17 protein-coding genes are annotated in these 20,038 nt (G+C 63.1%); 7 read left to right on the forward strand and 10 right to left on the reverse strand.

What is annotated here, in order from left to right; all coding sequences use genetic code 11:
* Position 1 precedes the first annotated feature (1 nt).
* Positions 2-262 carry a DUF1467 family protein gene (locus ENHY17A_RS11305; protein WP_159712781.1) on the forward strand — a complete coding sequence of 87 codons (261 nt, stop codon included), beginning with the start codon at positions 2-4 and terminating at the stop codon, positions 260-262.
* A gap of 97 nt (positions 263-359) precedes the next feature.
* Here ENHY17A_RS11305 and ENHY17A_RS11310 read toward each other — a convergent pair whose 3' ends face one another.
* Entirely contained in the window at positions 360-2,627 is a 2,268-nt protein-coding gene (locus ENHY17A_RS11310) for a hypothetical protein (protein ID WP_236547900.1), read from the reverse strand.
* 135 nt (positions 2,628-2,762) lie between these two features.
* On the opposite strand from ENHY17A_RS11310, the gene ENHY17A_RS11315 reads away from it, so the two are divergent.
* Positions 2,763-3,056: an Hpt domain-containing protein gene (locus ENHY17A_RS11315; RefSeq protein ID WP_159714525.1), complete on the forward strand. Its 294-nt coding sequence runs from the start codon at positions 2,763-2,765 to the stop codon at positions 3,054-3,056.
* A gap of 99 nt (positions 3,057-3,155) precedes the next feature.
* Here ENHY17A_RS11315 and ENHY17A_RS11320 read toward each other — a convergent pair whose 3' ends face one another.
* The 5 genes from ENHY17A_RS11320 to ENHY17A_RS11340 form a co-directional block, all read right to left on the reverse strand.
* Positions 3,156-4,334: a vWA domain-containing protein gene (locus ENHY17A_RS11320; protein ID WP_159712785.1), complete on the reverse strand. Its 1,179-nt coding sequence runs from the start codon at positions 4,332-4,334 to the stop codon at positions 3,156-3,158.
* Positions 4,335-4,372: 38 nt separating this feature from the next.
* Complete coding sequence (locus tag ENHY17A_RS11325) at positions 4,373-4,933, reverse strand: CHAP domain-containing protein (RefSeq protein WP_236547901.1); 561 nt, start codon at positions 4,931-4,933, stop codon at positions 4,373-4,375.
* A gap of 75 nt (positions 4,934-5,008) precedes the next feature.
* Positions 5,009-5,857: an AAA family ATPase gene (locus ENHY17A_RS11330; protein WP_159712787.1), complete on the reverse strand. Its 849-nt coding sequence runs from the start codon at positions 5,855-5,857 to the stop codon at positions 5,009-5,011.
* 76 nt (positions 5,858-5,933) lie between these two features.
* Positions 5,934-6,599 (reverse strand): DUF6975 family protein, encoded by a 666-nt coding sequence (locus ENHY17A_RS11335; RefSeq protein ID WP_159712789.1) that lies wholly within the window; start codon positions 6,597-6,599, stop codon positions 5,934-5,936.
* Positions 6,600-6,713: 114 nt separating this feature from the next.
* On the reverse strand, positions 6,714-7,595 hold the full coding sequence (locus ENHY17A_RS11340) for a PAS domain-containing protein (RefSeq protein WP_159712791.1): 882 nt from the start codon (positions 7,593-7,595) through the stop codon (positions 6,714-6,716).
* A gap of 243 nt (positions 7,596-7,838) precedes the next feature.
* Between ENHY17A_RS11340 and ENHY17A_RS11345 the strand changes: the two genes are divergently transcribed.
* Positions 7,839-8,969 carry a YadA-like family protein gene (locus tag ENHY17A_RS11345; RefSeq protein ID WP_159712792.1) on the forward strand — a complete coding sequence of 377 codons (1,131 nt, stop codon included), beginning with the start codon at positions 7,839-7,841 and terminating at the stop codon, positions 8,967-8,969.
* Between the two features lie 446 nt (positions 8,970-9,415).
* Positions 9,416-9,802, forward strand: a complete 387-nt coding sequence (locus tag ENHY17A_RS11350; RefSeq protein WP_159712794.1) for a hypothetical protein — start codon at positions 9,416-9,418, stop codon at positions 9,800-9,802.
* 120 nt (positions 9,803-9,922) lie between these two features.
* Here the strand turns inward: ENHY17A_RS11350 and rpoD are convergent, their stop codons facing one another.
* Genes rpoD through ENHY17A_RS11370 form a run of 4 tightly spaced genes read right to left on the reverse strand, consistent with a single transcriptional unit; the run spans position 9,923 to position 14,773 of the window.
* A complete protein-coding gene (rpoD, locus tag ENHY17A_RS11355; RefSeq protein ID WP_159712796.1) occupies positions 9,923-11,962 on the reverse strand; it encodes an RNA polymerase sigma factor RpoD in 2,040 nt (679 codons plus the stop codon).
* A gap of 31 nt (positions 11,963-11,993) precedes the next feature.
* Positions 11,994-13,886: a DNA primase gene (gene dnaG / locus ENHY17A_RS11360; RefSeq protein ID WP_159712798.1), complete on the reverse strand. Its 1,893-nt coding sequence runs from the start codon at positions 13,884-13,886 to the stop codon at positions 11,994-11,996.
* Entirely contained in the window at positions 13,883-14,281 is a 399-nt protein-coding gene (locus ENHY17A_RS11365; protein WP_328799139.1) for an endonuclease domain-containing protein, read from the reverse strand. The genes dnaG and ENHY17A_RS11365 overlap by 4 nt, the downstream gene beginning before the upstream one ends.
* 39 nt (positions 14,282-14,320) lie before the next feature.
* Positions 14,321-14,773, reverse strand: a complete 453-nt coding sequence (locus ENHY17A_RS11370; protein ID WP_159712800.1) for a GatB/YqeY domain-containing protein — start codon at positions 14,771-14,773, stop codon at positions 14,321-14,323.
* 201 nt (positions 14,774-14,974) lie between these two features.
* On the opposite strand from ENHY17A_RS11370, the gene carA reads away from it, so the two are divergent.
* The 3 genes from carA to carB are packed head-to-tail and all read left to right on the forward strand — an operon-like array spanning position 14,975 to position 20,033.
* Positions 14,975-16,246 carry a glutamine-hydrolyzing carbamoyl-phosphate synthase small subunit gene (gene carA, locus ENHY17A_RS11375; protein WP_159712802.1) on the forward strand — a complete coding sequence of 424 codons (1,272 nt, stop codon included), beginning with the start codon at positions 14,975-14,977 and terminating at the stop codon, positions 16,244-16,246.
* Positions 16,243-16,683 (forward strand): hypothetical protein, encoded by a 441-nt coding sequence (locus ENHY17A_RS11380; protein ID WP_159712804.1) that lies wholly within the window; start codon positions 16,243-16,245, stop codon positions 16,681-16,683. The genes carA and ENHY17A_RS11380 overlap by 4 nt, the downstream gene beginning before the upstream one ends.
* Entirely contained in the window at positions 16,683-20,033 is a 3,351-nt protein-coding gene (gene carB / locus ENHY17A_RS11385) for a carbamoyl-phosphate synthase large subunit (protein ID WP_159712806.1), read from the forward strand. Before ENHY17A_RS11380 ends, carB begins: the two co-directional genes overlap by 1 nt.
* The last annotated feature ends 5 nt before the right edge of the window (positions 20,034-20,038 follow it).

Consider the following 20,038-nt stretch of genomic DNA (forward strand, 5'->3'; position numbering starts at 1 on the left):
CATGCAGATTCAATCGATCGTCGCGATCTATTTCCTGTTCTGGGTGCTGAGCGTGTTCGTCGTCCTGCCCTTCGGGATGAAGACAGCGGACGAGGCGGGGGTCGCGAAAGTGCCGGGACAAGCGGAAAGCGCACCTGTTCGGTTCAGCCTGGGCGAAGCCGCGATCCGGGCGACGGTCGTGTCGGCAGTGGTGTTCGGGCTGTTCTATGCCAACTGGCATTATGGGTGGCTGACCGCAGATATGTTCGCGTTTCAGGGGTAGGACCGAAAGCGTCATGCCAGCGCAGGCTGGCAGATCATGCGATGAGAGTGCTCCGCTTGCGGCGTGATATCCCAGCTTTCGCTGGGATGACGGAGGTTTAGGCCCGCAGCCGCTCGATTGCCTGCGCCAGGATCACGTACAGCTTGCCCATGTCCGACGACAGCAATGTCACGCCCAGCGGCGATCCGTCGCGCAGCGTCAGGATCTGGCGGAGCATCGCTTCGAAGTCGTGGATGTAGCGGTTGACGTGATCGCGAAACGCGTCGTCGTTATCGTACATCGACACGATCTCGCGCGCTTCGCCGTGATCGAGCAGGCGAACCGCGCGGCGCGTGAATACGCCGCGATCGCCCTTCAGATACGCCGCCCAGGCGCTGTCGGTGACGTCGGTAGCGAACACCTTGCTGAGGTCGATCGCCGATGAATTGAGCGCTTCGATGAGGAGCGAGACGCGGCGCGAGAAATTGTCCGAATCGGCTTCCTCGATCTCGACCCGCGCTTCCGCAACTTCGCGACGCACGCTTTCGGTGGCCTCCGAAATCTGCAGCATCTGACGGCTGAGCTTGTCCGACGCGTTGGCCGCAGCGGCGACCGCGGCGTCCGAGGCCTGGGTCAAATCGGCAAGCTGCACCGCGATCGTGCGCTCGGCAGCGCGTCCCAGAGCCTTCGCGGCATCGCGTTCCAGCGCGGCGCTGGCTTCCGGAATGATCGCGGTCAGCGTTTCCTTGGCCTTGATCGCCGCCGCATTGGCGGTGTTGTGGATGTTGACGAGCGCATCGACCAGTTGCGGCGCGGTTTCATCGGCGAAGCGGCGGGTGCCCTCGACGGTTTCGTCGACGATGTCCCTTACGCCGCTGATCTGGTCGCGGCCCATGTCGAGTTTTTCGAGCAATTGCTGCGACACGATGGCGAGCGTATCGCGCTGCTGGCGGACGACGCCGGCAATCGCCTCGATCGCGTCGTGCGTGCTTTCGGCGGCTGTGACGAGCGCCAGCAATTCGGGCTTGGCACCCGCGACGATCCCGCGGCTTTCCCCGATCCGCGCGTCGAGCCGGGCGAGCGCTTCGGGCATCGTATCGTCCATCTCGCGCGCGGCGGCGTCGAGGGCGGTCAGCAACTCCTCTGCGGTGCCGATGACCTGGCGGGCGCTATATTGCCCGTTCTCCATCGATTCCTTGAGAGAATCCGACGTTTCGGTCAGCGCGCTGATCGACGCGGCGAGTTCCTGCGACCGCGCCATGCCGTTGGAGTGGAGGCGTTCGAAGCGTTGGTCGGCGTCGTCGGTGCCCGCGGTCAGGCTGACGATCAGCGAATCGCCGCGTTCCTGTTGTTCAGACAAACGCTCGGCGAGCGTCGCGATGGCCGCGCTGATCGTGTCGATGCGCGTCTGGAGCGCAGCTGCACCCTCGTCGCCTGCGCTGTTGAGCGCGGCCTGATTGGTGGCGAGCATGGCCAACATGGCGTCGCCTTGTGCGGTAATGCCCTGGCGTGCTTGCTCGACGGCCTGGGCCGCGCGTTCAAGGACGCCGTCCACCGTCGCCGACATTTCGCCGGTGACGACTTCGAGCCGCGCGCCTGCTGCTTCGCTGGTCGATTCCATGCGCGCGATGTGCGCGGCAAGGCGCTGGGCGGCACCGCCCGCGATATTGTCCGCGTCGCGTCCGCGATCGGCGAGTGCGGAGAGCTGCGCATCAAGCGCGGCCGCCTGTTCGCTGGCGGCAAGGCCAGTGGTTTCGATCCGCGTTGCCATTTCGGCGGCCTCGGCCTGAGCCCTTGGCAGAGAAGACAGCACGACGCTCAATTTGCGTTCTGCCCCGTCGGCGGCGTCGCCAAGCAGGCGGGCATTCTGATCGATAACGCGCGATTGTTCGGACATGCCGTTGCCGATCAACTGAAGTCGTTCAGCCGCCGAATCGCCGATGGCCATCAATGCGCTGGTCTGGGTCGCGATCATCTCGCGATTTGCGTCCAGCTTGTGTGAAAGCGCCTGGATGACACGGTCCAGGCTTGCGGCCTCCGCACGCATCGCGGCGGCAGTCGCGCCGAACCGGCGCGCCTCGGCGCGACTGGTGCGCATCGCCAGCAGCCAGAGGATGCCGATCAGGGCCGGGGGTACGCACAAGGCGGCGACGAACAGGGTTAGCTGGATCGGATCGATCGGCGTCATCAGGCTGGGCCAGGCCAGCCAGAGCATCCCGCCGAGCCAGGCAAGAACGGCCACGATCGCGACCGTGCCCCATAACCGATTGGAGGGGGGCGAAGACAGTTCTTCATCCTCCACCACCGCGCCGATCCAGTCGGCCTCGGCAGGCTCGACCACGAAGGCGTCGGCGGTTTCCCCTTGGGATTGGTCGTTCAAGGCCATATCCCCATCGTTCGCGGAGCGCAGCTCGCGGATCCTGTGTCCCCCGGTCATGACGATATGTCTAACACGAGAATTAGGGCCATGACAGGGGATGGAAACGATCGTTTAATCAGTTCGGCGTTAATCATGCCGGTGATGGCTTATGATCCCGGACAGATCGATGCGACGCTGGCAGCAGCAGTGGGTGACGAACCCGCGCTGATCGCCGAATTGCGCGGCGCTTTTCTCGACTCGGCGCAGGCGGGGCTCGAATCGCTCCAGCGCGCGCAATCGCAAAGCGAATGGGAAATGGCGGCGCTGCGGCTGAAAGGTCTGGCGGCGAGTTTCGGCGCGGTTCGGCTGATGGCGGCGGCGGATGCGGTCTCGCATCGCCATTTCGGTGACGGTGAGGCGCTGCGGCGGGCAAGGCGCGCGGTAGAGCAGCTCTGAATTCCTGTGCTCCTGCGTAAGCAGAGTGTTGGAGGCAATTTTCGGCCCGTGACCCAGGTCTCCTGCTTTCGCAGGAGCACTAAGAGTTGAGTGGAACGGCTACTTCTTCCGGCTCAATTCCCGCGCCGCGTCGTCCAATCCGGCGATGGTCAGCGGGTACATGCGATCGGTCATCAACTCGCGGATGATCCTGGTCGACTGCGAATAGCCCCATTGCGCCTCCGGCACCGGGTTCAGCCACGCCGCCGACGGATAGGTATGCATCATGCGCTGCATCCACACCGCCCCCGATTCCTCGTTGAAATGCTCGACCGAGCCGCCGGGATGGCTGATTTCATAGGGGCTCATCGCGGCGTCGCCGACGAACAGCAATTTGTAGTCGTGGCCGAATTTGTGGAGCACGTCGAAAGTGGGAGTTCGCTCCTGAAAGCGCCGGCGGTTATCCTTCCACACGCCCTCGTAAACGCAATTGTGGAAGTAGAAGAATTCTAGGTTTTTGAACTCGGACGTCGCGGCGGAAAACAGTTCCTCACACAGTTTGACGAACGGGTCCATCGACCCGCCAACGTCGAGGAACAGCAGCAATTTGACCGCATTGTGCCGCTCGGGGCGCATCCGCACGTCGAGCCAACCTTGTTTGGCCGTTCCATCGATCGTCGCGTCGATATCGAGTTCTTCCGCCGCGCCCTCGCGAGCGAACCGGCGGAGGCGGCGCAGGGCGATCTTGATGTTGCGGGTGCCCAGTTCGCGGGTGTTGTCGAGGTTTTTGAACTCGCGATTTTCCCAGACCTTCAACGCGCGCTTGTGCTTCGATTCGCCGCCGATCCGCACGCCTTCGGGATTGTAGCCCGAGTTGCCGTAAGGGGAGGTGCCACCGGTCCCGACCCATTTGTTGCCGCCCTGATGCCGGCCCTCTTGTTCCTCCAGCCGCTGCTTGAGCGTCTCCATGATCTCTTCCCACGAGCCGAGCGACTCGATCGCGGCCATTTCCTCAGGGCTGAGATATTTTTCGGCGACGGCGCGCAGCCAGTCCTCGGGAATTTCAGCGTTGGGATTGGCGTGGCTGGTGGCGATGCCGCGAAATACCTTGGCGAATACCTGGTCGAAGCGGTCGATCAGCCCTTCGTCCTTTACGAAGGTGGCGCGCGCCAGGAAATAGAATTGCTCGGGCGTGCGATCGATCACATCGCGTTCCAGCGCTTCGAGCAGGGTCAGATGCTCTTTCAGGCTGGCCGATATGCCTGCCGAGCGCAGTTCGTCGATGAAGCTGTGGAACATGGGCCGCCTTTCGAGCGACGGCTTAGCGCAAGCGCGGCTCAGCGCGAATAGGCGTCGATCAGCGATCCGACGAAATCCGGCGACGTGCTGGTGAGTTCGGGCGAGGGGCGGGCAGGGGCGACCGCCGCGCCTGTGGCAGGGGCACCGTAGATGAAGCCGTAAACCGGGTAGCTGCTGCCACCCAGCCCGCGATTGTCGTGATACCAGGTCTTGACCGCGCTCCAATCGCCCTTGGCCGACACGTCGTAGAGCGTCACGTCGCGCTCGACCTGGCCGCGTTCGCCACCGATCCGCGACCAGTTGGCGTGCGTCACCATGATGACGCGGTCGTCGATGATTCGACTGACCACCGACACATGGCCGTATTGGAGCTGGCTGGTCTTGGCGAACACCAGCACCGCGCCGACCTGAGGCTCATTACCGCGCCGGTACCTATTTGCCGCCTGTTCCCACCAGGTCCAGGCATTGCCCCAGATCTGAATGCCCGACACCGCCCGCGCAAACGGCACGCATTCGCCGCGATAATCGAGGATGGAGTTGGCGCGGGCAGGGGCGATCACCATCGCCGCCATCATCAGGAATGCTAGAGCCCCGCGCATGATGCAGGGATGGCATGCGCTGTACTGACACCTGGTTTCAGAAGATGGTTAACGCCCGTTAACGACGGCAAGCGCTTACCGCCCCGGCTGTCGCCGTGACATGAAGGCCAGTCGTTCGAACAGCATCACGTCCTGTTCGTTCTTGAGCAGCGCGCCGTGTAGCGGCGGGATCGCTTTGGACGGATCGCGCGATTGGAGGACGTCGAGCGGCATGTCTTCATGCAGCAGCAGTTTCAGCCAGTCGAGCAGCTCGCTGGTGCTCGGTTTCTTTTTCAACCCCGGCACGTCGCGGATTTCGTAGAAGACGTCCATCGCCTTGCTCACCAGAATCTTCTGGATTCCAGGGAAATGGACGTCGACGATGGCCTGCATCGTGTCGCGGTCGGGGAATTTGATATAGTGGAAGAAGCACCGGCGCAGGAACGCGTCGGGCAGTTCCTTTTCGTTGTTCGAGGTGATGACGACGATCGGGCGTTCCTGCGCGCGCACCGTCTGCTTCGTCTCGTACACATGGAATTCCATGCGATCGAGTTCCTGAAGCAGGTCGTTCGGAAATTCGATATCCGCCTTGTCGATCTCGTCGATCAGCAGGACGGGGAGTTCGGGGGCGGTGAACGCTTCCCACAATTTACCGCGGCGGATGTAATTGCCGATGTCGTGGACACGCTCGTCGCCCAACTGGCCGTCGCGCAGCCGGGCGACTGCGTCATATTCGTACAGGCCCTGCTGCGCCTTGGTCGTCGATTTGACGTTCCATTCGATCAGCGGCGCGCCCACCGCCTTGGCGATTTCATGTGCTAGGACGGTTTTGCCCGTGCCCGGTTCGCCCTTCACCAGCAGCGGGCGGCGCAGTGTGACCGCGGCGTTGACCGCGACTTTCAGGTCGTCGGTGGCGACGTAATCCTGGGTGCCTTCGAACCGCATAGCCGTGCCTCAAATCTTTCGAGTGTCGGGTATGCGAATAGGGGGAGGGCGTGTCGTGGTGCAAGCGCATTGTAATTTAAACCCGGTCGCGGGCCTCGGCACGCGCTTGAAGCAGGTCGAACAGGCCGCGATGTTGGGCCAGCAGTTGCTGCGCACCGAACATGACGGCGCGTTCGATGCCGGGGCTGCCAGCGAGCGTCGAAACCAGGGTTTCGACATCTGTCTCGCTGGGGAATTCGGGCATCGGCATGTCCTGGCCGAACCGTTTTCCCGCTGCCGATAGCACAGCGTTTAGTGCGGGCCAGTCGAGCACGAGCGCGAGCGACGCTCCGAGCGAGCAACCGTTGCGCGCCGACGAGGAAAGCATGTCGAGCGCATGACGCTGGGCGGTCACGGTCGCCTCCGACTCGGCCTGGCCGGGGGTGGAGGGAAGCGGTCCTGCCGCAACCGCCAGCGCGACGATCCGCGCGCGTTCCTCGGCGAACGCTGCGGCGGCAGCTCCGAGCCAGCCGGTCGCCGCTTCGACGCCGCGATGCTGGGCTGCGTGATCGATCACGCCGGGATGCCGTCCGTGGAGGCTACACACCAGATGCGCGGCATCGGCCAGATCGCGCGCTTGCGGCGATGCAGCGACAAGGGCGTTCGCATGAAGATGCGTGCGCGTGCCGTCGCTACCGACAAGCGCCGCCAGCGATTGCCAAAGCCCGTCGGCCGAATGGATTTGCGCAACGTCCAACGCCATGTTTCTCCGAATCCCTTAACGCGAATGGCCCGATTTGGGCGTTCGCCGGGACAATGAGGGCAAGGCATATACCGAAGGGCGTAAAGACGTGGTTGAGGCGCGCTTAACCTTGCATCAACCCGGCTGAGCGGTGACGACCGCAATCGCGCCTTCGACCCCCAGCCGCGTGACGATCGCCGACAGAGTGAGCGAGACCGTCCGTGATTTGGAACCGTCGACGATCAGGTCGCCGTCGATCCGCTCTGCCTCTCCGCCGCGCAGCACGCGTTCGGTCGCATCGCCGACCGCGACGCGAGATTGGACCGCGAACAGGGTGGAAAAGCGAGTCGTGCCCAACTGGTCGGCGGCGATCCCGGTCATTCGTGCCAGCGATAGCGACGGCTGGGCGACATGGCCGCGCTGGTTGAGCCGTGCGGTCGCAAGCCGTTCCTGATGATCGATCGCCGCCGCGGTCGCTTCGACCAGCGCGGTACTGCGCGCATGGGCTTCGCGAATCGACAAGTCGCGGACGACCAGCAGCACGCGGTCGCCGATGGGGGTGCCGGTTACCTCGACCCGCCGCTCGCTGTCATGCGCCAGCGCGGCGTCGATGCGCTCGGCGATGCGGTGAGTCGCGACGCGGCGGGTGAGTTGTATCGCGGCACGCTCTAACGGGCGATCGGTGGACTGTCCGAAACCACTGGAGCCGTTCGAAAGTCCGAAATAGCTGGTAGCGGCGTGATTGTGCCGGGTGATGCGCATTTCGTCGTCGAAGATCAAAACCGGTTCGTCGAACGCCTCGATCAATGCATCGCCTTCGTCGCCCTTGCCGACGCTGCGGGTGAGGCGGCTGAGAAACTCGATCGATGCCAGCGCCAGCTTCGGGCGGCCGCGGTGAAGGATATAGACCGGCTCGCCCAGCGCGCGGTCCTGCCACTCGCCGAAATTACGGACCAGGTTGGATGCGGTGACGCAAGGAAGGTCGCCGGTCGCGCGGGTGGTCGATTGGGTGGCCATGCTGCTTGCCCCTGATGGTGGAGCGTGGAGTTTCGGCCGATGGGCCTTGCCGGACCATCGCCGTTGGGTCCGATCTGCTTGGGGGTTTGCGTAGTTGGCGCGCAGATCGCACCGGAATGGAGCAATTCCGGTCGATTGCGGCCCGTGGTGATGCGCGATTGGCGTGTCTGGCGGCAGCGAAGCCGCAACCTACCGCGAAACGCCGGCTGGTTAGGGTGAAGGCAACCAGAACGGAGCGTTGCCATGCGTCGCAAGTCATTGACCTATCACTTCATCACCAGCGCGATTGCGATCGGCGCGAGTTTCGTCGCGATGCCCGCTTCGGCGCAGTTGATTTCGATCGATGCGACATTGCTGAGCATCGATGCGCGGGTAACCGTCAATGCCGGTCGTCTGACGCTGATCGAAGGGCAGTTGGTCGATATCGACGCCAATCTGTCCGGGCTGATCGCCGCCCAGGTTGACGTGGATGCCCGCGTCAGCCTGCTCAACGACGCGCTTGCCAATACCAATGTGCGGATCGACGCCAATGTTCAGGCGATTACCGATCTGGACGTGCGCGTCGGCGGAGTCGAAGTCGATGTCGCCACCGCGATCGAGCGAAATCGCGAACAGGATCTGGTGCTGGCTGATCACGATGTGCGGATCGACGCCAATGGGCGCGCCATAACCGGGCTGGACGGACGAGTCGGGCAATTGGAGGTGGAGGTTGCGGCGGGCGTCGCCAAGGATATCGAACAGGATGGGCGGTTGGCCGATCATTCGACCCGGATCAATACTGCGCAGGCCACCGCATCTCTTGCGCTCGACCACAGCACAGCATTGCGCGACGATGTCGAGGCGGGTCGCGTCGGGCTGGTGCGGCAGGATGCGGCGACGGGCGCGATTAGCGTGGGCGCGCAGACGGGCGGCAGCGCCGTCAGCCTGGCGGGGACCGACGGCAATCGTCGCCTGACCGGCATCGCCGATGGTGTGGCGGGGAACGATGCGGCCAGCGTCGGCCAGGTCGAACGGCTGGCGACGGCGACGCTGGACGCCGCGCGCGCCTATACCGATCAGTCGGTGGCGGCGATGTTCGATAATGGCATGACCGCGACACGAACCCTGATCGGCGAGAATAACCGGGTGCTGCGGGCCGACATGAATGCGCTGGCCGCCAATGGTTCGGCACTCTCGGGACTGCCGCAAAGCTTCTTGCCGGGCAGGGGGATGGCGGGGGCTGCGATCGGCGGACATGGCGGCGAAGTCGCATTTGCGCTGGGTCTGTCAAAGGCGACCGAAAGCGACCGCCCGACTGTGTTCCGCGCCGGTGCTGCGATGGATACGAGACGCGGCGAAGTCAGCTACAACGCCAGCGTCGGATTTCACTTCTAGCAATTTGCGAACTTCTTCCGAGGGGCTCCGGTCCAATCCTTCGGAATAAGAACGGGTGCCTGAACGTCCCGAAATCCACAGGCACCTTCCTAAGCGGGCGACGCCCCATTGTCGTCCGGCGCGCCCCGGCAGTGACCCACCACTGCCGGGGCGTTGCGCGTGGGGACGAGGACGTTGACGCGGAAGGCAGCGTGCGGACAAAAGCCCCGTCAACCCGGCCGCAGTGCCGGGGTCCACGGTGCCGCACGGCCTTCGCCTGAGCCCCACCATCAGCGCAAGATGCTTGGTGGACCCCGGCACGTCGGCCGGGGTGACGGCAGGGGTCGGGCGGGCACCAGCCAACCTCGTGCGGGGGCGATTTCGGCAAATCCTCACACTGTGCTCATGCCGCTCACCGATTTTTCGCGTCAGGGTGACGCCGTCAATTCACTCTGGGAAGCACGGCAATGACCAGCAAATCGGGAACGACTCTTTACCGGATCGGCGGCGCGGTCGCGCTGTTGGCTGGGTTTCTGCCGACATGGATGAACGTCGCCGTCGGCATCGTCGGCGAGGACGATCCGTCCAATCTCGGTTTCTTCGGGGTGGTCGTGACGGCTGCGGCGTGCGCGTTCGTGGCACGGTTTCGGGCGAGCGAGATGACGCGGGCGATGCTGGCGGTGGCGGTGGTGCAGGCATGGCTGGCGGTGGTGATTATCACCGCGCCTTCCACGACCGACGAGGGTACGCGGCGGGTGCTGATGGTGAGTTCAGGGTTGGTGGCATTGTGGCTGATTTCCGCGACGTTGTTCCATCGGAGCGCGCGGCAAGCTGCGGTTGCCCCGAATTCTTGAACGACCCTCGCTCCGTTCGTGCTGAGCTTGTCGAAGCACGAACGGGAGAGGCACGAACGGGAGAGGGGTTAGCTGATCCTCAAGCAAAAAGGCCCCGCCGCAGCGAGGCCTTTTCGTGGATTACTGGTCGAGGAAGGACCGCATTTTGCGCGATCGGCTCGGATGTTTGAGCTTCCGCAGCGCCTTCGCCTCGATCTGGCGAATGCGTTCCCGCGTCACGCTGAACTGCTGCCCGACTTCCTCGAGCGTGTGATCGGTGTTCATGCCGATGCCGAAGCGCATGCGCAGCACGCGTTCCTCACGCGGCGTCAGCGAAGCAAGGACGCGGGTGACCGTTTCCTTCAAATTGGCCTGGATCGCCGCATCCACCGGGATGATCGCGTTCTTGTCCTCGATGAAATCGCCGAGATGCGAATCCTCTTCGTCGCCGATCGGCGTTTCCAGTGAGATCGGCTCCTTGGCGATCTTCATCACCTTGCGAACCTTTTCGAGCGGCATGGAAAGGCGCTCGGCCATTTCCTCCGGGGTCGGTTCGCGGCCCTGCTCGTGCAGGAACTGGCGGCTGGTGCGGACCAGCTTGTTGATCGTCTCGATCATGTGCACCGGGATGCGGATGGTGCGCGCCTGATCGGCGATCGAACGCGTGATCGCCTGACGAATCCACCAGGTCGCATAGGTGCTGAACTTGTAGCCGCGACGATATTCGAACTTATCGACCGCCTTCATCAGGCCGATATTGCCCTCCTGAATGAGATCCAGGAATTGCAGACCGCGATTGGTGTATTTCTTGGCGATCGAGATGACGAGGCGCAAGTTGGCCTCGACCATTTCCTTCTTGGCGATGCGCGCTTCGCGTTCGGCCTTTTGCACCGTGTTGACGATGCGGCGAAACTCGCCCAGCGCCATGCCAGTGGCCTGCGAAATCTCGGCGATTTCGACGCGGATGCGATCGACGGCGGCGGCTTCGTTTTCGGCGAACGCCTTCCACTTCTTGTCGATGCCTTCGACGCTGGCCAAGAAGTTTTCGTCGAGTTCGTTGCCGACATAGGCGTCCAAGAACGCCTTGCGTGGCACCTTGTGACGCTCGGCAAGCCGCAACATTTGACCGCCCAGCGTCGTCAGACGCCGGTTGAACGAATAGAGCTGATCGACCAGATATTCGATCTTGGCATTGTGGAACTGAACGCTCTCGACCTCGGCGGTCAGTTCTTCGCGCAGCTTTTGATATTTGCGTTCTTCGGCCGCAGACATTTCACCGCCCGCCGACATGGAATCGAGGCGGCTCTGCTGAACCTTGGAGAATTTCTTGTAGAGCGAAGTGATGTTGGCAAACTTCTCAAGCGCCATCGGCTTGAGCGTCTCCTCCATCTGAGCAAGGGAGAGGGTGTTGTCCTCTTCCTCATCGTCCGACGGGCGCTTGGCGCGGCGCTCGGTCATCGAATCCTCTTCGTCGTCCGACGGAGCCTCTTCCTCGACCTCTTCTTCTTCCTTGTAGGAAGGACCGGCATTCTTTTCCGAAATCTCGCCGTCGTCCTCGCCCTCGCCGTCCTCGGTCAGCGATTCGGGTGCGGGATCTTTCGACAGCATCGCATCGAGATCGAGGATCTCGCGCAACTGCATCGTGCCTTCGTTGAGCGCGGTCGACCAGCCGATGATCGCGTTGAACGTGATCGGCGATTCGCACAGCCCCAGGATCATCGTGTCGCGACCGGCCTCGATCCGCTTGGCAATGGCGATTTCGCCTTCGCGGCTGAGCAGTTCGACTGCGCCCATTTCGCGCAGGTACATGCGAACCGGATCGTCGGTGCGATCGACGGTTTCTTTCTTCTTCGGCGCCTCGAACGCGGGCGCAGAGCCATCCGAATTGTCGGCACCATCGATTTCGTCGGGGGTATCCTCTTCCGGCGTGTCGTCTTCGCCGGCCTCTTCATTCTCGACGACGTTGACGCCCATATCGTTGAGCGACGCCATGACGTCTTCGATCTGTTCCGAGGACATCTGGTCCTGCGGCAGCATTTCGTTGAGCTGATCGACGGTGATGTAACCGCGCTTTTTGGCGCGCGCGACCAGCTTCTTGATCGACCCCTCGTTCAGGTCGATCAGCGGTGCGTCGCCGCCTTCATTCGTGTCGGCCGCGTCCGCCGTATTCGCCTTCGCCATCAAAACCCTCGATCAATCAGATGGCGGCATTTTACACCGCCTTGTCGCCAATATCGCCTTCGTCCGCAAGGACCAGATTTGCAAGCCGCTCGCGTAGCGCCATTTGTTCCTTCAACAACGCCTGTTGGCGCTCAAAGTCTCCGGCCTCGCCGCTCGTCTCCAGCCGGGCCGTCGCCTCGGCAAGCGCGCCTGCCACAACCGGTCCTGCCGCCAAAATCGCAATCGCCTCGTTCAGGTCCGAACAGGCTTCGACCGGATCGGTGCCAGACTGGGTAAACGAAAAGGGCAAGGTGTCGGCACGGAGCAGGTCAGAAGCCACGGAATCGAACCCGGATTTGGCCAATATGGTGAGGATGCCGGGGGTATCAAGCGCTTGATCTTCCAGCGCGACGTCGATGACCGCTTCGAACAGGCGGGCAAGGGCACCGCCACCGATGCGCAGCGATCCCAGCACCTCTACATGGCGCGCGATTTCGACCGGATGGCGGATCAGTCCGGCAAGCACCGCCCGCGCCAAGAGCGGATCGATGCCGGTGGTCTGCACGCCGCGCGCCTCGTTGGAGACGGGGCGGTCGGGTGGAGTCCATTTGCCGTTTTTGAACGTGCCACGGGGGAAGGGGCGTCCGCCACCCCCGCGCTGCCCTTCAAAGCGCGCGGTTTGTCGCCCGCGTCCGAATTGCTCGTCGAACCGCTGGCGGTATTCGGCGATATATTCGTCGCGGACGATGGGATGCTGGATGGTTTGCGCGCGCTCGGTGAGCCGCTTGCGAAGCCCGGCGCGCGCCTCGGGCGTTTCCAGCGGTTCGGCGACCAGTTCAGCGTTCCACACGCGTGTCGCCAGCCCTTCCGGCTTGGTCAGGAATGCCTCGAACGCCGACGCCCCTTTGGCGCGGACCAGATCGTCGGGGTCCATCCCCTCCGGCAGGGTCACGAAGGACAGGCTGCGCCCCGGCTCGAGCATCGGAAATCCGCGGCCCGCCGCACGGAGGGCCGCCTTCTGGCCCGCGGAATCGCCGTCGAAGCACAGGATCGGCACATCGACCATCCGCCACATGCGCTCCAGCTGATGCTCGGTCATCGCAGTGCCAAGCGGCGCGACCGCCTCGTCGAACCCGGCCTGGGCGAGTGCGATAACATCCATATAGCCCTCGACCGCGATCACGCGGCCTGCCTTGCGTGCGGCGGACTGAGCGCGGTCGAGATTGTAGAGCGTACGGCCCTTGTCGAAGAGCGGGGTGTCAGGCGAGTTCAGATATTTGGGCTCGCCGTCGCCGATGATGCGCCCACCGAACGCAATCACGCGGCCGCGCGCATCCTTGATGGGGATCATCAGGCGACCGCGGAACCGGTCATAAGGCTCCTTGCCCTCGACCTGGATCAGCAACCCCGCCTCGATCAGCAGCGCGTCGCCATAATCCTTGAGCGCCGTCCGCAACGCACCGCGTGTATCGGGGGAATAACCCATCCCGAACGCGCGCGCCGTTTCCGGCTTGATCCCGCGCTTGGCGAGTAAGGCTCGCGCCTCTGCGCCCGCCAGCCCGTCGAACTGCTGGGCGAACCATTTGGCGGCATCCGCCATCACCTCATGCAGGCCCTTGGCGCGTTCGGCGCGTTCGGCGGAGCGTTTGTCGGGGGCGGGGACGTCCATTCCTGCGGCGGCCGCAAGTTCCTTCACCGCATCCATGAACGGCAGTCCGCGTTGATCGGTCATCCAGCGGATCGCGTCGCCATGCGCCCCGCAGCCGAAGCAATGGTAGAAACCCTTGTCGTCGTTGATCGTAAAGGACGGCGTCTTTTCGTTATGGAATGGGCAGCACGCCTTGAACTCCCGCCCCGCGCGTTGGACTTTGACGGTGCGTCCGATGAGCGTCGACAGCGTTGTGCGTGCGCGCAGTTCGTCCAGGAATTGCGGGGTTAGGGTCATGACTTACTTCCCCCCTCCCGCCTGCGGGAGGGGTCGGGGGAGGGCATCTCCGCCAACACCCGCTCGATTTCCATCACCACACCTTCGGTCCGCTCCAACACGTCATTGTTCCAAAATCGGATGACCCGATAACCCTGCGCTTCGATGTAACGTGTCCGAGCGGCATCCGCCTTCGCCTGCCAATCATGCTGCCCGCCATCAACCTCAATCACCAACTTCGCCCCGCGCGACACGAAGTCGCAAATGAAGCCGCCTATCGGGAATTGCGTGTTGAACCGGACTCCCGCTAACTTTCGCGCGCTCAAATGACCCCACAGTTTGCGCTCGGCTGGCGTCATGTCCGCCCGCAGTTCGCGAGAGCGCTTTGTGGGACGGTAGTAGCCCTTGTCCAACATGCCCTCCCCCGACCCCTCCCGCAGGCGGGAGGGGAGACTTTATGACAGCGCCGCCTTCACCGCGGCACTCGCCTTGCTCATGTCCAGTTCGGACCCGTGTCTCGCCTTTAGCTCCGCCATCACCCGGCCCATGTCCTTCATGCCGCCAGCGCCCAATTCGACCTTGATCGCCTCGATCGCCGCCGCGGTCTGCGCCTCGTCCATCTGCGCAGGCAGAAACCGTTCGATCACCGCGACCTCTGCCTTTTCCTGGTCGGCGAGTTCCTGTCGGTTGCCTTTTTCGAACATCTCGATCGATTCGCGGCGCTGTTTGACCATTTTCTGGAGGACTTCGACCACCAGATCATCGTCATTGTCGGGTGATTTGCCGGTGCGTGCTTCGATGTCGCGGTTCTTGATGCTCGACTGGATCAGGCGGATCGCATTGGTGGTCGATTTGTCGCCACCCTTCATCGCGGTGACCAGCGCGGACTTGATATCGTCGCGAATCATGGGGCTTCTCTCAAGGCTGTCATTGCAAACCACCGCGTTAGCGCGGGGACACGCGGATTAACAGATTGACGGTGGGGCATCCGGGGTCTAGCCGCCACGTCTTAGCGACATCGACAGACGAACACAGGAAGCCCGCCCCATGGCCGACGCCAAACCCATGCCCGCGAGAGTCTTGGTTGGTCCGGATCGGACCGTCCGCGTATGAGCGCGGCCTACGATCCGGACGGCGCCACGGGCGTATTGGTTCTGGCGAGCGGAGACGTGGTGTGGGGCCGGGGCTTCGGCGCGGAAGGTAGCGCGGTGGGCGAAGTCTGCTTCCACACCGCCATGACCGGCTATCAGGAAATCATGACCGACCCGAGCTTTGCCGGGCAGATCATCAATTTCACCTTCCCGCATATCGGCAATGTCGGCACCAATGCCGACGATATCGAGGCGGACGATCCCCATGCACTGGGCATGATCGTGCGCGAGGACGTGACCGAGCCGAGCAATTTCCGCAGCGCCCAGCGGCTGGACGACTGGATGAAGGCGCACAACCGCATCGGCCTGTCGGGCATCGATACGCGTGCGCTGACCCGCCGCATCCGTGTGGGTGGGGCGCCCAATGGGGTGATCGCGCATTCGCCTTCCGGAGAGTTCGACATCGACGCGCTGCTGGCTCAGGCGCGGGCGTGGCCGGGGCTGGAGGGCATGGATCTGGCCAAGGAAGTCACGACTCAGACCCATTATGGCTGGGGCGAAGGCGGGCAGGGCGGCGTCTGGCGGCTGGGCTTTGGCTACGAGGATAACGCCTCACCCCTCCCCTTCAGGGGAGGGACCGGGGGTGGGGCTGTGCCTCAGGCGACAACGCTCGTGGAGACGCCCCACCCCAACCCCTCCCCTGAAGGAGAGGGGCTTGTCAGACCCCACATCGTCGCGATCGATTATGGCAGCAAACGCAATATCTTCCGCAACCTTGTTGACGCGGGGGCTAAGGTTTCGGTGCTTCCCGCCACCGCCACCTACGAAGACGTGATGGCGCTCAACCCCGCGGGCGTGTTCCTGTCAAACGGCCCCGGCGATCCCGCCGCGACCGGCGACTATGCCGTGCCCGTCATCCGCCAGTTGCTCGACGCGAGGCTCCCAATCTTCGGCATCTGTCTCGGCCACCAGTTGCTCGGCCTCGCGGTGGGCGCGAAGACCACCAAGATGTTCCAGGGTCATCGTGGCGCCAACCACCCGGTCAAGCGGCTGTCGGACGGCGCGGTGGAGATCACCAGCATGAACCACGGCTTTGCGGTGGAACGCGACAGCCTGCCCGCCAATGTCCGCGAAACGCATGTGTCGCTGTTCGACGGATCGAATGCGGGGCTGGAACTGACCGACCGCCCGGCGTTCAGCGTGCAATATCATCCCGAAGCCTCGCCGGGACCGCAGGACAGTCTTTATCTGTTCGAGCGGTTTGTGGGGATGCTGGAGAAGCTCCAATGATCCTCAAGTCCGTGCCAATTCTCGGATTGCTGTCATTGGCTGGATGTCAGGCCGACATAGCGACATCTGGTAGCTGTGCTGAACGCTTTGCCAAATCGGCTCGGCTTCAGGTTCAGTCGGACAATCTGAGCGCAACCTACGGATTTGACTTATCCAATCTCGATGAGAACAAGCGCCAAAGCTTTATTCAGGAGAGAAAGCCGATCGTCACCATGGTCAGCCAATCCGGCCGGATGGTTGAAGAGTGGAAAGCAAAGAAGATCGATCGCGATGCAGTCCTAGTCAACGGCGACCAAATGTTGGCTAAGCTTACGAGCGGTGCCGTCGCCAATGCTGCGGAGGCTGTGTCACGAGGCTGTGCTTTAGAAACTCGTTTCGGACGGCTCCAATCCCTGACCATCGATTTCCCCAATCCGCGCATGGACGGCACGAAATAATGCCCAAACGTACCGACATTTCCTCCATCCTCGTGATCGGCGCGGGGCCGATCGTTATCGGTCAGGCGTGCGAGTTCGATTATTCGGGCACGCAGGCGATCAAGGCGTTGAAGGAGGAGGGTTACCGGATCGTCCTCGTCAATTCGAACCCGGCGACGATCATGACCGATCCCGAGCTGGTAGGTTATTTTGAAAGTGATGGGGCGACCTATGTCGAGCCGATCACGCCTGCGGTGGTCGCCAAGATCATCGAGAAGGAGCGGCCCGACGCGGTGCTGCCGACGATGGGCGGGCAGACCGCGCTCAACACCGCGCTGGCGCTGGCGCAGGACGGTACGCTGGAGAAATTCGGCTGCATCATGATCGGCGCCGATGCCGAAGCAATCGACAAGGCCGAGGACCGGATCAAGTTCCGCGATGCGATGAGCAAGATCGGGCTGGAATCCGCACGCTCGGCGATTGCGCATTCCCTGGATGAGGCGCTGGCCGCGCTTGAGCATACCGGCCTGCCCGCGATCATCCGCCCCAGCTTTACCATGGGCGGGACCGGTGGCGGGATTGCGTACAACAAGGACGAGTTCGTCCGGATCGTCACCGGCGGACTGGATGCATCGCCCACCACCGAAGTCCTGATCGAGGAATCGCTCCTCGGTTGGAAAGAATATGAGATGGAGGTTGTTCGCGACCGCAAGGACAACGCGATCATCGTCTGTTCGATCGAGAATATCGACCCGATGGGCGTCCATACCGGCGATTCGATCACCGTCGCGCCCGCGCTGACGCTGACCGACAAGGAATATCAGATCATGCGCAATGCGAGCATTGCTTGCCTGCGCGAAATCGGTGTCGAAACAGGCGGTTCCAACGTTCAGTTCGCGGTCAATCCGAAGGACGGTCGCCTGATCGTCATCGAGATGAACCCGCGTGTGTCGCGCTCGTCCGCGCTGGCGTCCAAGGCGACCGGCTTCCCGATCGCCAAGGTCGCGGCGAAACTGGCGGTCGGATACACGCTGGATGAAATCGACAACGACATCACCGGTGCGACGCCTGCGTCGTTCGAGCCGACCATCGATTATGTCGTGACCAAAATCCCGCGCTTCGCGTTCGAGAAGTTCAAGGGCGCCGAGCCTTTGCTGTCGACCGCGATGAAGTCGGTCGGCGAAGTCATGGCGATCGGGCGCAACATCCATGAATCGATGCAGAAGGCGCTGCGCGGGCTGGAAACCGGGCTGACCGGCTTCGACGAAGTGCATCACTTGGTCGGTGCACCGCGCGACGAGATCGAGGCGGCGCTTTCGCAGGCGACGCCCGACCGGCTGCTGGTCGCGGCCCAAGCCTTGCGCGAAGGCTTCACCATCGGCGAAGTCCACGCCATCGCGAAGTTCGATCCCTGGTTCCTGGAGCGGATTGCCGAAATCATCCGGGCGGAGGAAGAAGTCTGCAACAACGGCCTGCCGCGCGATGCGGCGGGATTGCGTCGCCTGAAATCGACGGGCTTTTCGGACAAGCGCCTAGCGCATCTCGCCCTGCAATCGGCCAATCTGCGTGGCAATGCCGCGGGCGTCGCGCGCGGATCGGGCCTGATCCACGAAGCGGTCAAGGCGATGACCGGCGGCGTTACCGAAGCCGAGGTGCGCGCGCTGCGCCACAAGCTGGGCGTGCGCCCGGTGTTCAAGCGTATCGACACCTGCGCTGCCGAGTTCGACGCCAAGACGCCCTATATGTATTCGACCTACGAAGCCCCCAGCTTCGGCGAGCCTGAGAATGAAGCGATGCCTTCGGATCGGCGCAAGATCGTCATTCTGGGCGGCGGGCCGAACCGGATCGGGCAGGGGATCGAATTCGACTACTGCTGCTGCCACGCCTGCTTCGCGCTGGCGGATGCGGGCTATGAAACGATCATGGTCAACTGCAATCCGGAAACCGTGTCGACCGATTACGACACGTCGGACCGGCTCTATTTCGAGCCGCTGACGGCGGAGGATGTGCTCGAAATCCTCGAAGTCGAGAAGTCGAACGGCGAGCTGGTTGGCGTGATCGTCCAGTTCGGCGGGCAGACGCCGCTCAATCTTGCGCGCGCGCTGGAGGAAGCGGGCATCCCGATCCTGGGCACCTCGCCCGACGCAATCGACCTGGCCGAGGACCGCGAGCGGTTCGCCGCGCTCATCTCGAAGCTCGGCCTCAAGCAGCCCGCCAATGGCATGGCGCGCAGCCGCGAAGAGGCGCTCGCGATTGCCGAGCGCATCGGATATCCGGTGCTGACGCGCCCAAGCTATGTGCTGGGTGGCCGCGCGATGGAGATCGTCGACGGCCCCGAACAGCTCGACGACTATATCAAAACATCGGTTCAAGTATCTGCGGATACGCCGGTTTTGATCGATCAGTATCTGCGCGACGCGATCGAGGTCGATGTCGATGCGATTGCCGACGGGACCGATGTCGTGGTCGCGGGCGTGCTCCAGCATATCGAGGAAGCCGGGGTCCATTCGGGCGACAGCGCCTGTTCGATCCCGCCCTATTCGCTGCCCGCCGACATCATCGCGGAAATCGAACGCCAGACCGAAGCGCTGGCGCGCGCGTTGAGCGTCAAGGGGCTGATGAATATCCAGTTCGCGGTGAAGGACGGCCTTGTCTATCTGATCGAGGTCAATCCACGCGCCAGCCGCACGGTGCCCTTCGTCGCCAAGGCAATCGGCGCGCCCATCGCCAAGATCGCGGCGCGGGTGATGGCGGGTGAACTTCTCGCTGGTCTGCCGGTGATCGACCGGCACATCGATCACATTGCGGTGAAGGAAGCGGTGTTCCCCTTCAACCGTTTCCCCGGTGTCGATCCGGTGTTGTCGCCGGAGATGAAATCCACCGGCGAAGTCATGGGAATCGATAGCGATTTCCCGATGGCGTTCGCCAAGGCGCAGCTTGGCGCGGGCACAATGCTGCCGGACAAGGGCAATGTCTTCGTCAGCGTCAAGGACAGCGACAAGGCCGTGGTGCTGCCCGGTGTGCAGAAGCTGGCCGAGCTTGGTTTCCACATCGTCGCGACCGGCGGCACGGCCGATTTCCTCGCCGGTCAGGGCATAGAGGTCGAGCGCGTCAACAAGGTTGCGCAAGGCCGCCCGCATATCGTCGATCGTATCCAGGACGGCGACATCCACCTGATCTTCAACACCACCGAAGGCTGGCAGTCGCTGAAGGATTCATCATCGATCCGCGGCTGTGCGCTGGCGCAGCGGATACCCTATTTCACGACCGCGCCCGCCAGCGTCGCTGCGGCGCGTGCGATCGAGGCGTTGAGCAGCCGGTCCCTTGAAGTCAGGCCCTTGCAGTCCTATTATTCGCAGTCGCACAACTAATCCCC

It is taken from the genome of Sphingomonas sp. AX6 (assembly GCF_902506605.1).
GTDB lineage: Bacteria > Pseudomonadota > Alphaproteobacteria > Sphingomonadales > Sphingomonadaceae > Sphingomonas.

Bases quoted from the DNA above. Each gene is read 5' to 3' on its own strand.
- ENHY17A_RS11330 (WP_159712787.1), bottom strand. From the start codon at position 5,857: ATGCGGTTCGAAGGCACCCAGGATTACGTCGCCACCGACGACCTGAAA.
- carB (WP_159712806.1), top strand. From the start codon at position 16,683: ATGCCCAAACGTACCGACATTTCCTCCATCCTCGTGATCGGCGCGGGG.
- ENHY17A_RS11320 (WP_159712785.1), bottom strand. From the start codon at position 4,334: ATGTTCCACAGCTTCATCGACGAACTGCGCTCGGCAGGCATATCGGCC.
- ENHY17A_RS11310 (WP_236547900.1), bottom strand. From the start codon at position 2,627: ATGGCCTTGAACGACCAATCCCAAGGGGAAACCGCCGACGCCTTCGTG.
- ENHY17A_RS11340 (WP_159712791.1), bottom strand. From the start codon at position 7,595: ATGGCCACCCAATCGACCACCCGCGCGACCGGCGACCTTCCTTGCGTC.
- ENHY17A_RS11305 (WP_159712781.1), top strand. From the start codon at position 2: ATGCAGATTCAATCGATCGTCGCGATCTATTTCCTGTTCTGGGTGCTG.
- ENHY17A_RS11350 (WP_159712794.1), top strand. From the start codon at position 9,416: ATGACCAGCAAATCGGGAACGACTCTTTACCGGATCGGCGGCGCGGTC.
- ENHY17A_RS11345 (WP_159712792.1), top strand. From the start codon at position 7,839: ATGCGTCGCAAGTCATTGACCTATCACTTCATCACCAGCGCGATTGCG.
- ENHY17A_RS11380 (WP_159712804.1), top strand. From the start codon at position 16,243: ATGATCCTCAAGTCCGTGCCAATTCTCGGATTGCTGTCATTGGCTGGA.
- ENHY17A_RS11315 (WP_159714525.1), top strand. From the start codon at position 2,763: ATGGCTTATGATCCCGGACAGATCGATGCGACGCTGGCAGCAGCAGTG.
- rpoD (WP_159712796.1), bottom strand. From the start codon at position 11,962: ATGGCGAAGGCGAATACGGCGGACGCGGCCGACACGAATGAAGGCGGC.
- ENHY17A_RS11365 (WP_328799139.1), bottom strand. From the start codon at position 14,281: ATGTTGGACAAGGGCTACTACCGTCCCACAAAGCGCTCTCGCGAACTG.
- ENHY17A_RS11370 (WP_159712800.1), bottom strand. From the start codon at position 14,773: ATGATTCGCGACGATATCAAGTCCGCGCTGGTCACCGCGATGAAGGGT.
- carA (WP_159712802.1), top strand. From the start codon at position 14,975: ATGAGCGCGGCCTACGATCCGGACGGCGCCACGGGCGTATTGGTTCTG.
- dnaG (WP_159712798.1), bottom strand. From the start codon at position 13,886: ATGACCCTAACCCCGCAATTCCTGGACGAACTGCGCGCACGCACAACG.
- ENHY17A_RS11325 (WP_236547901.1), bottom strand. From the start codon at position 4,933: ATGCGCGGGGCTCTAGCATTCCTGATGATGGCGGCGATGGTGATCGCC.
- ENHY17A_RS11335 (WP_159712789.1), bottom strand. From the start codon at position 6,599: ATGGCGTTGGACGTTGCGCAAATCCATTCGGCCGACGGGCTTTGGCAA.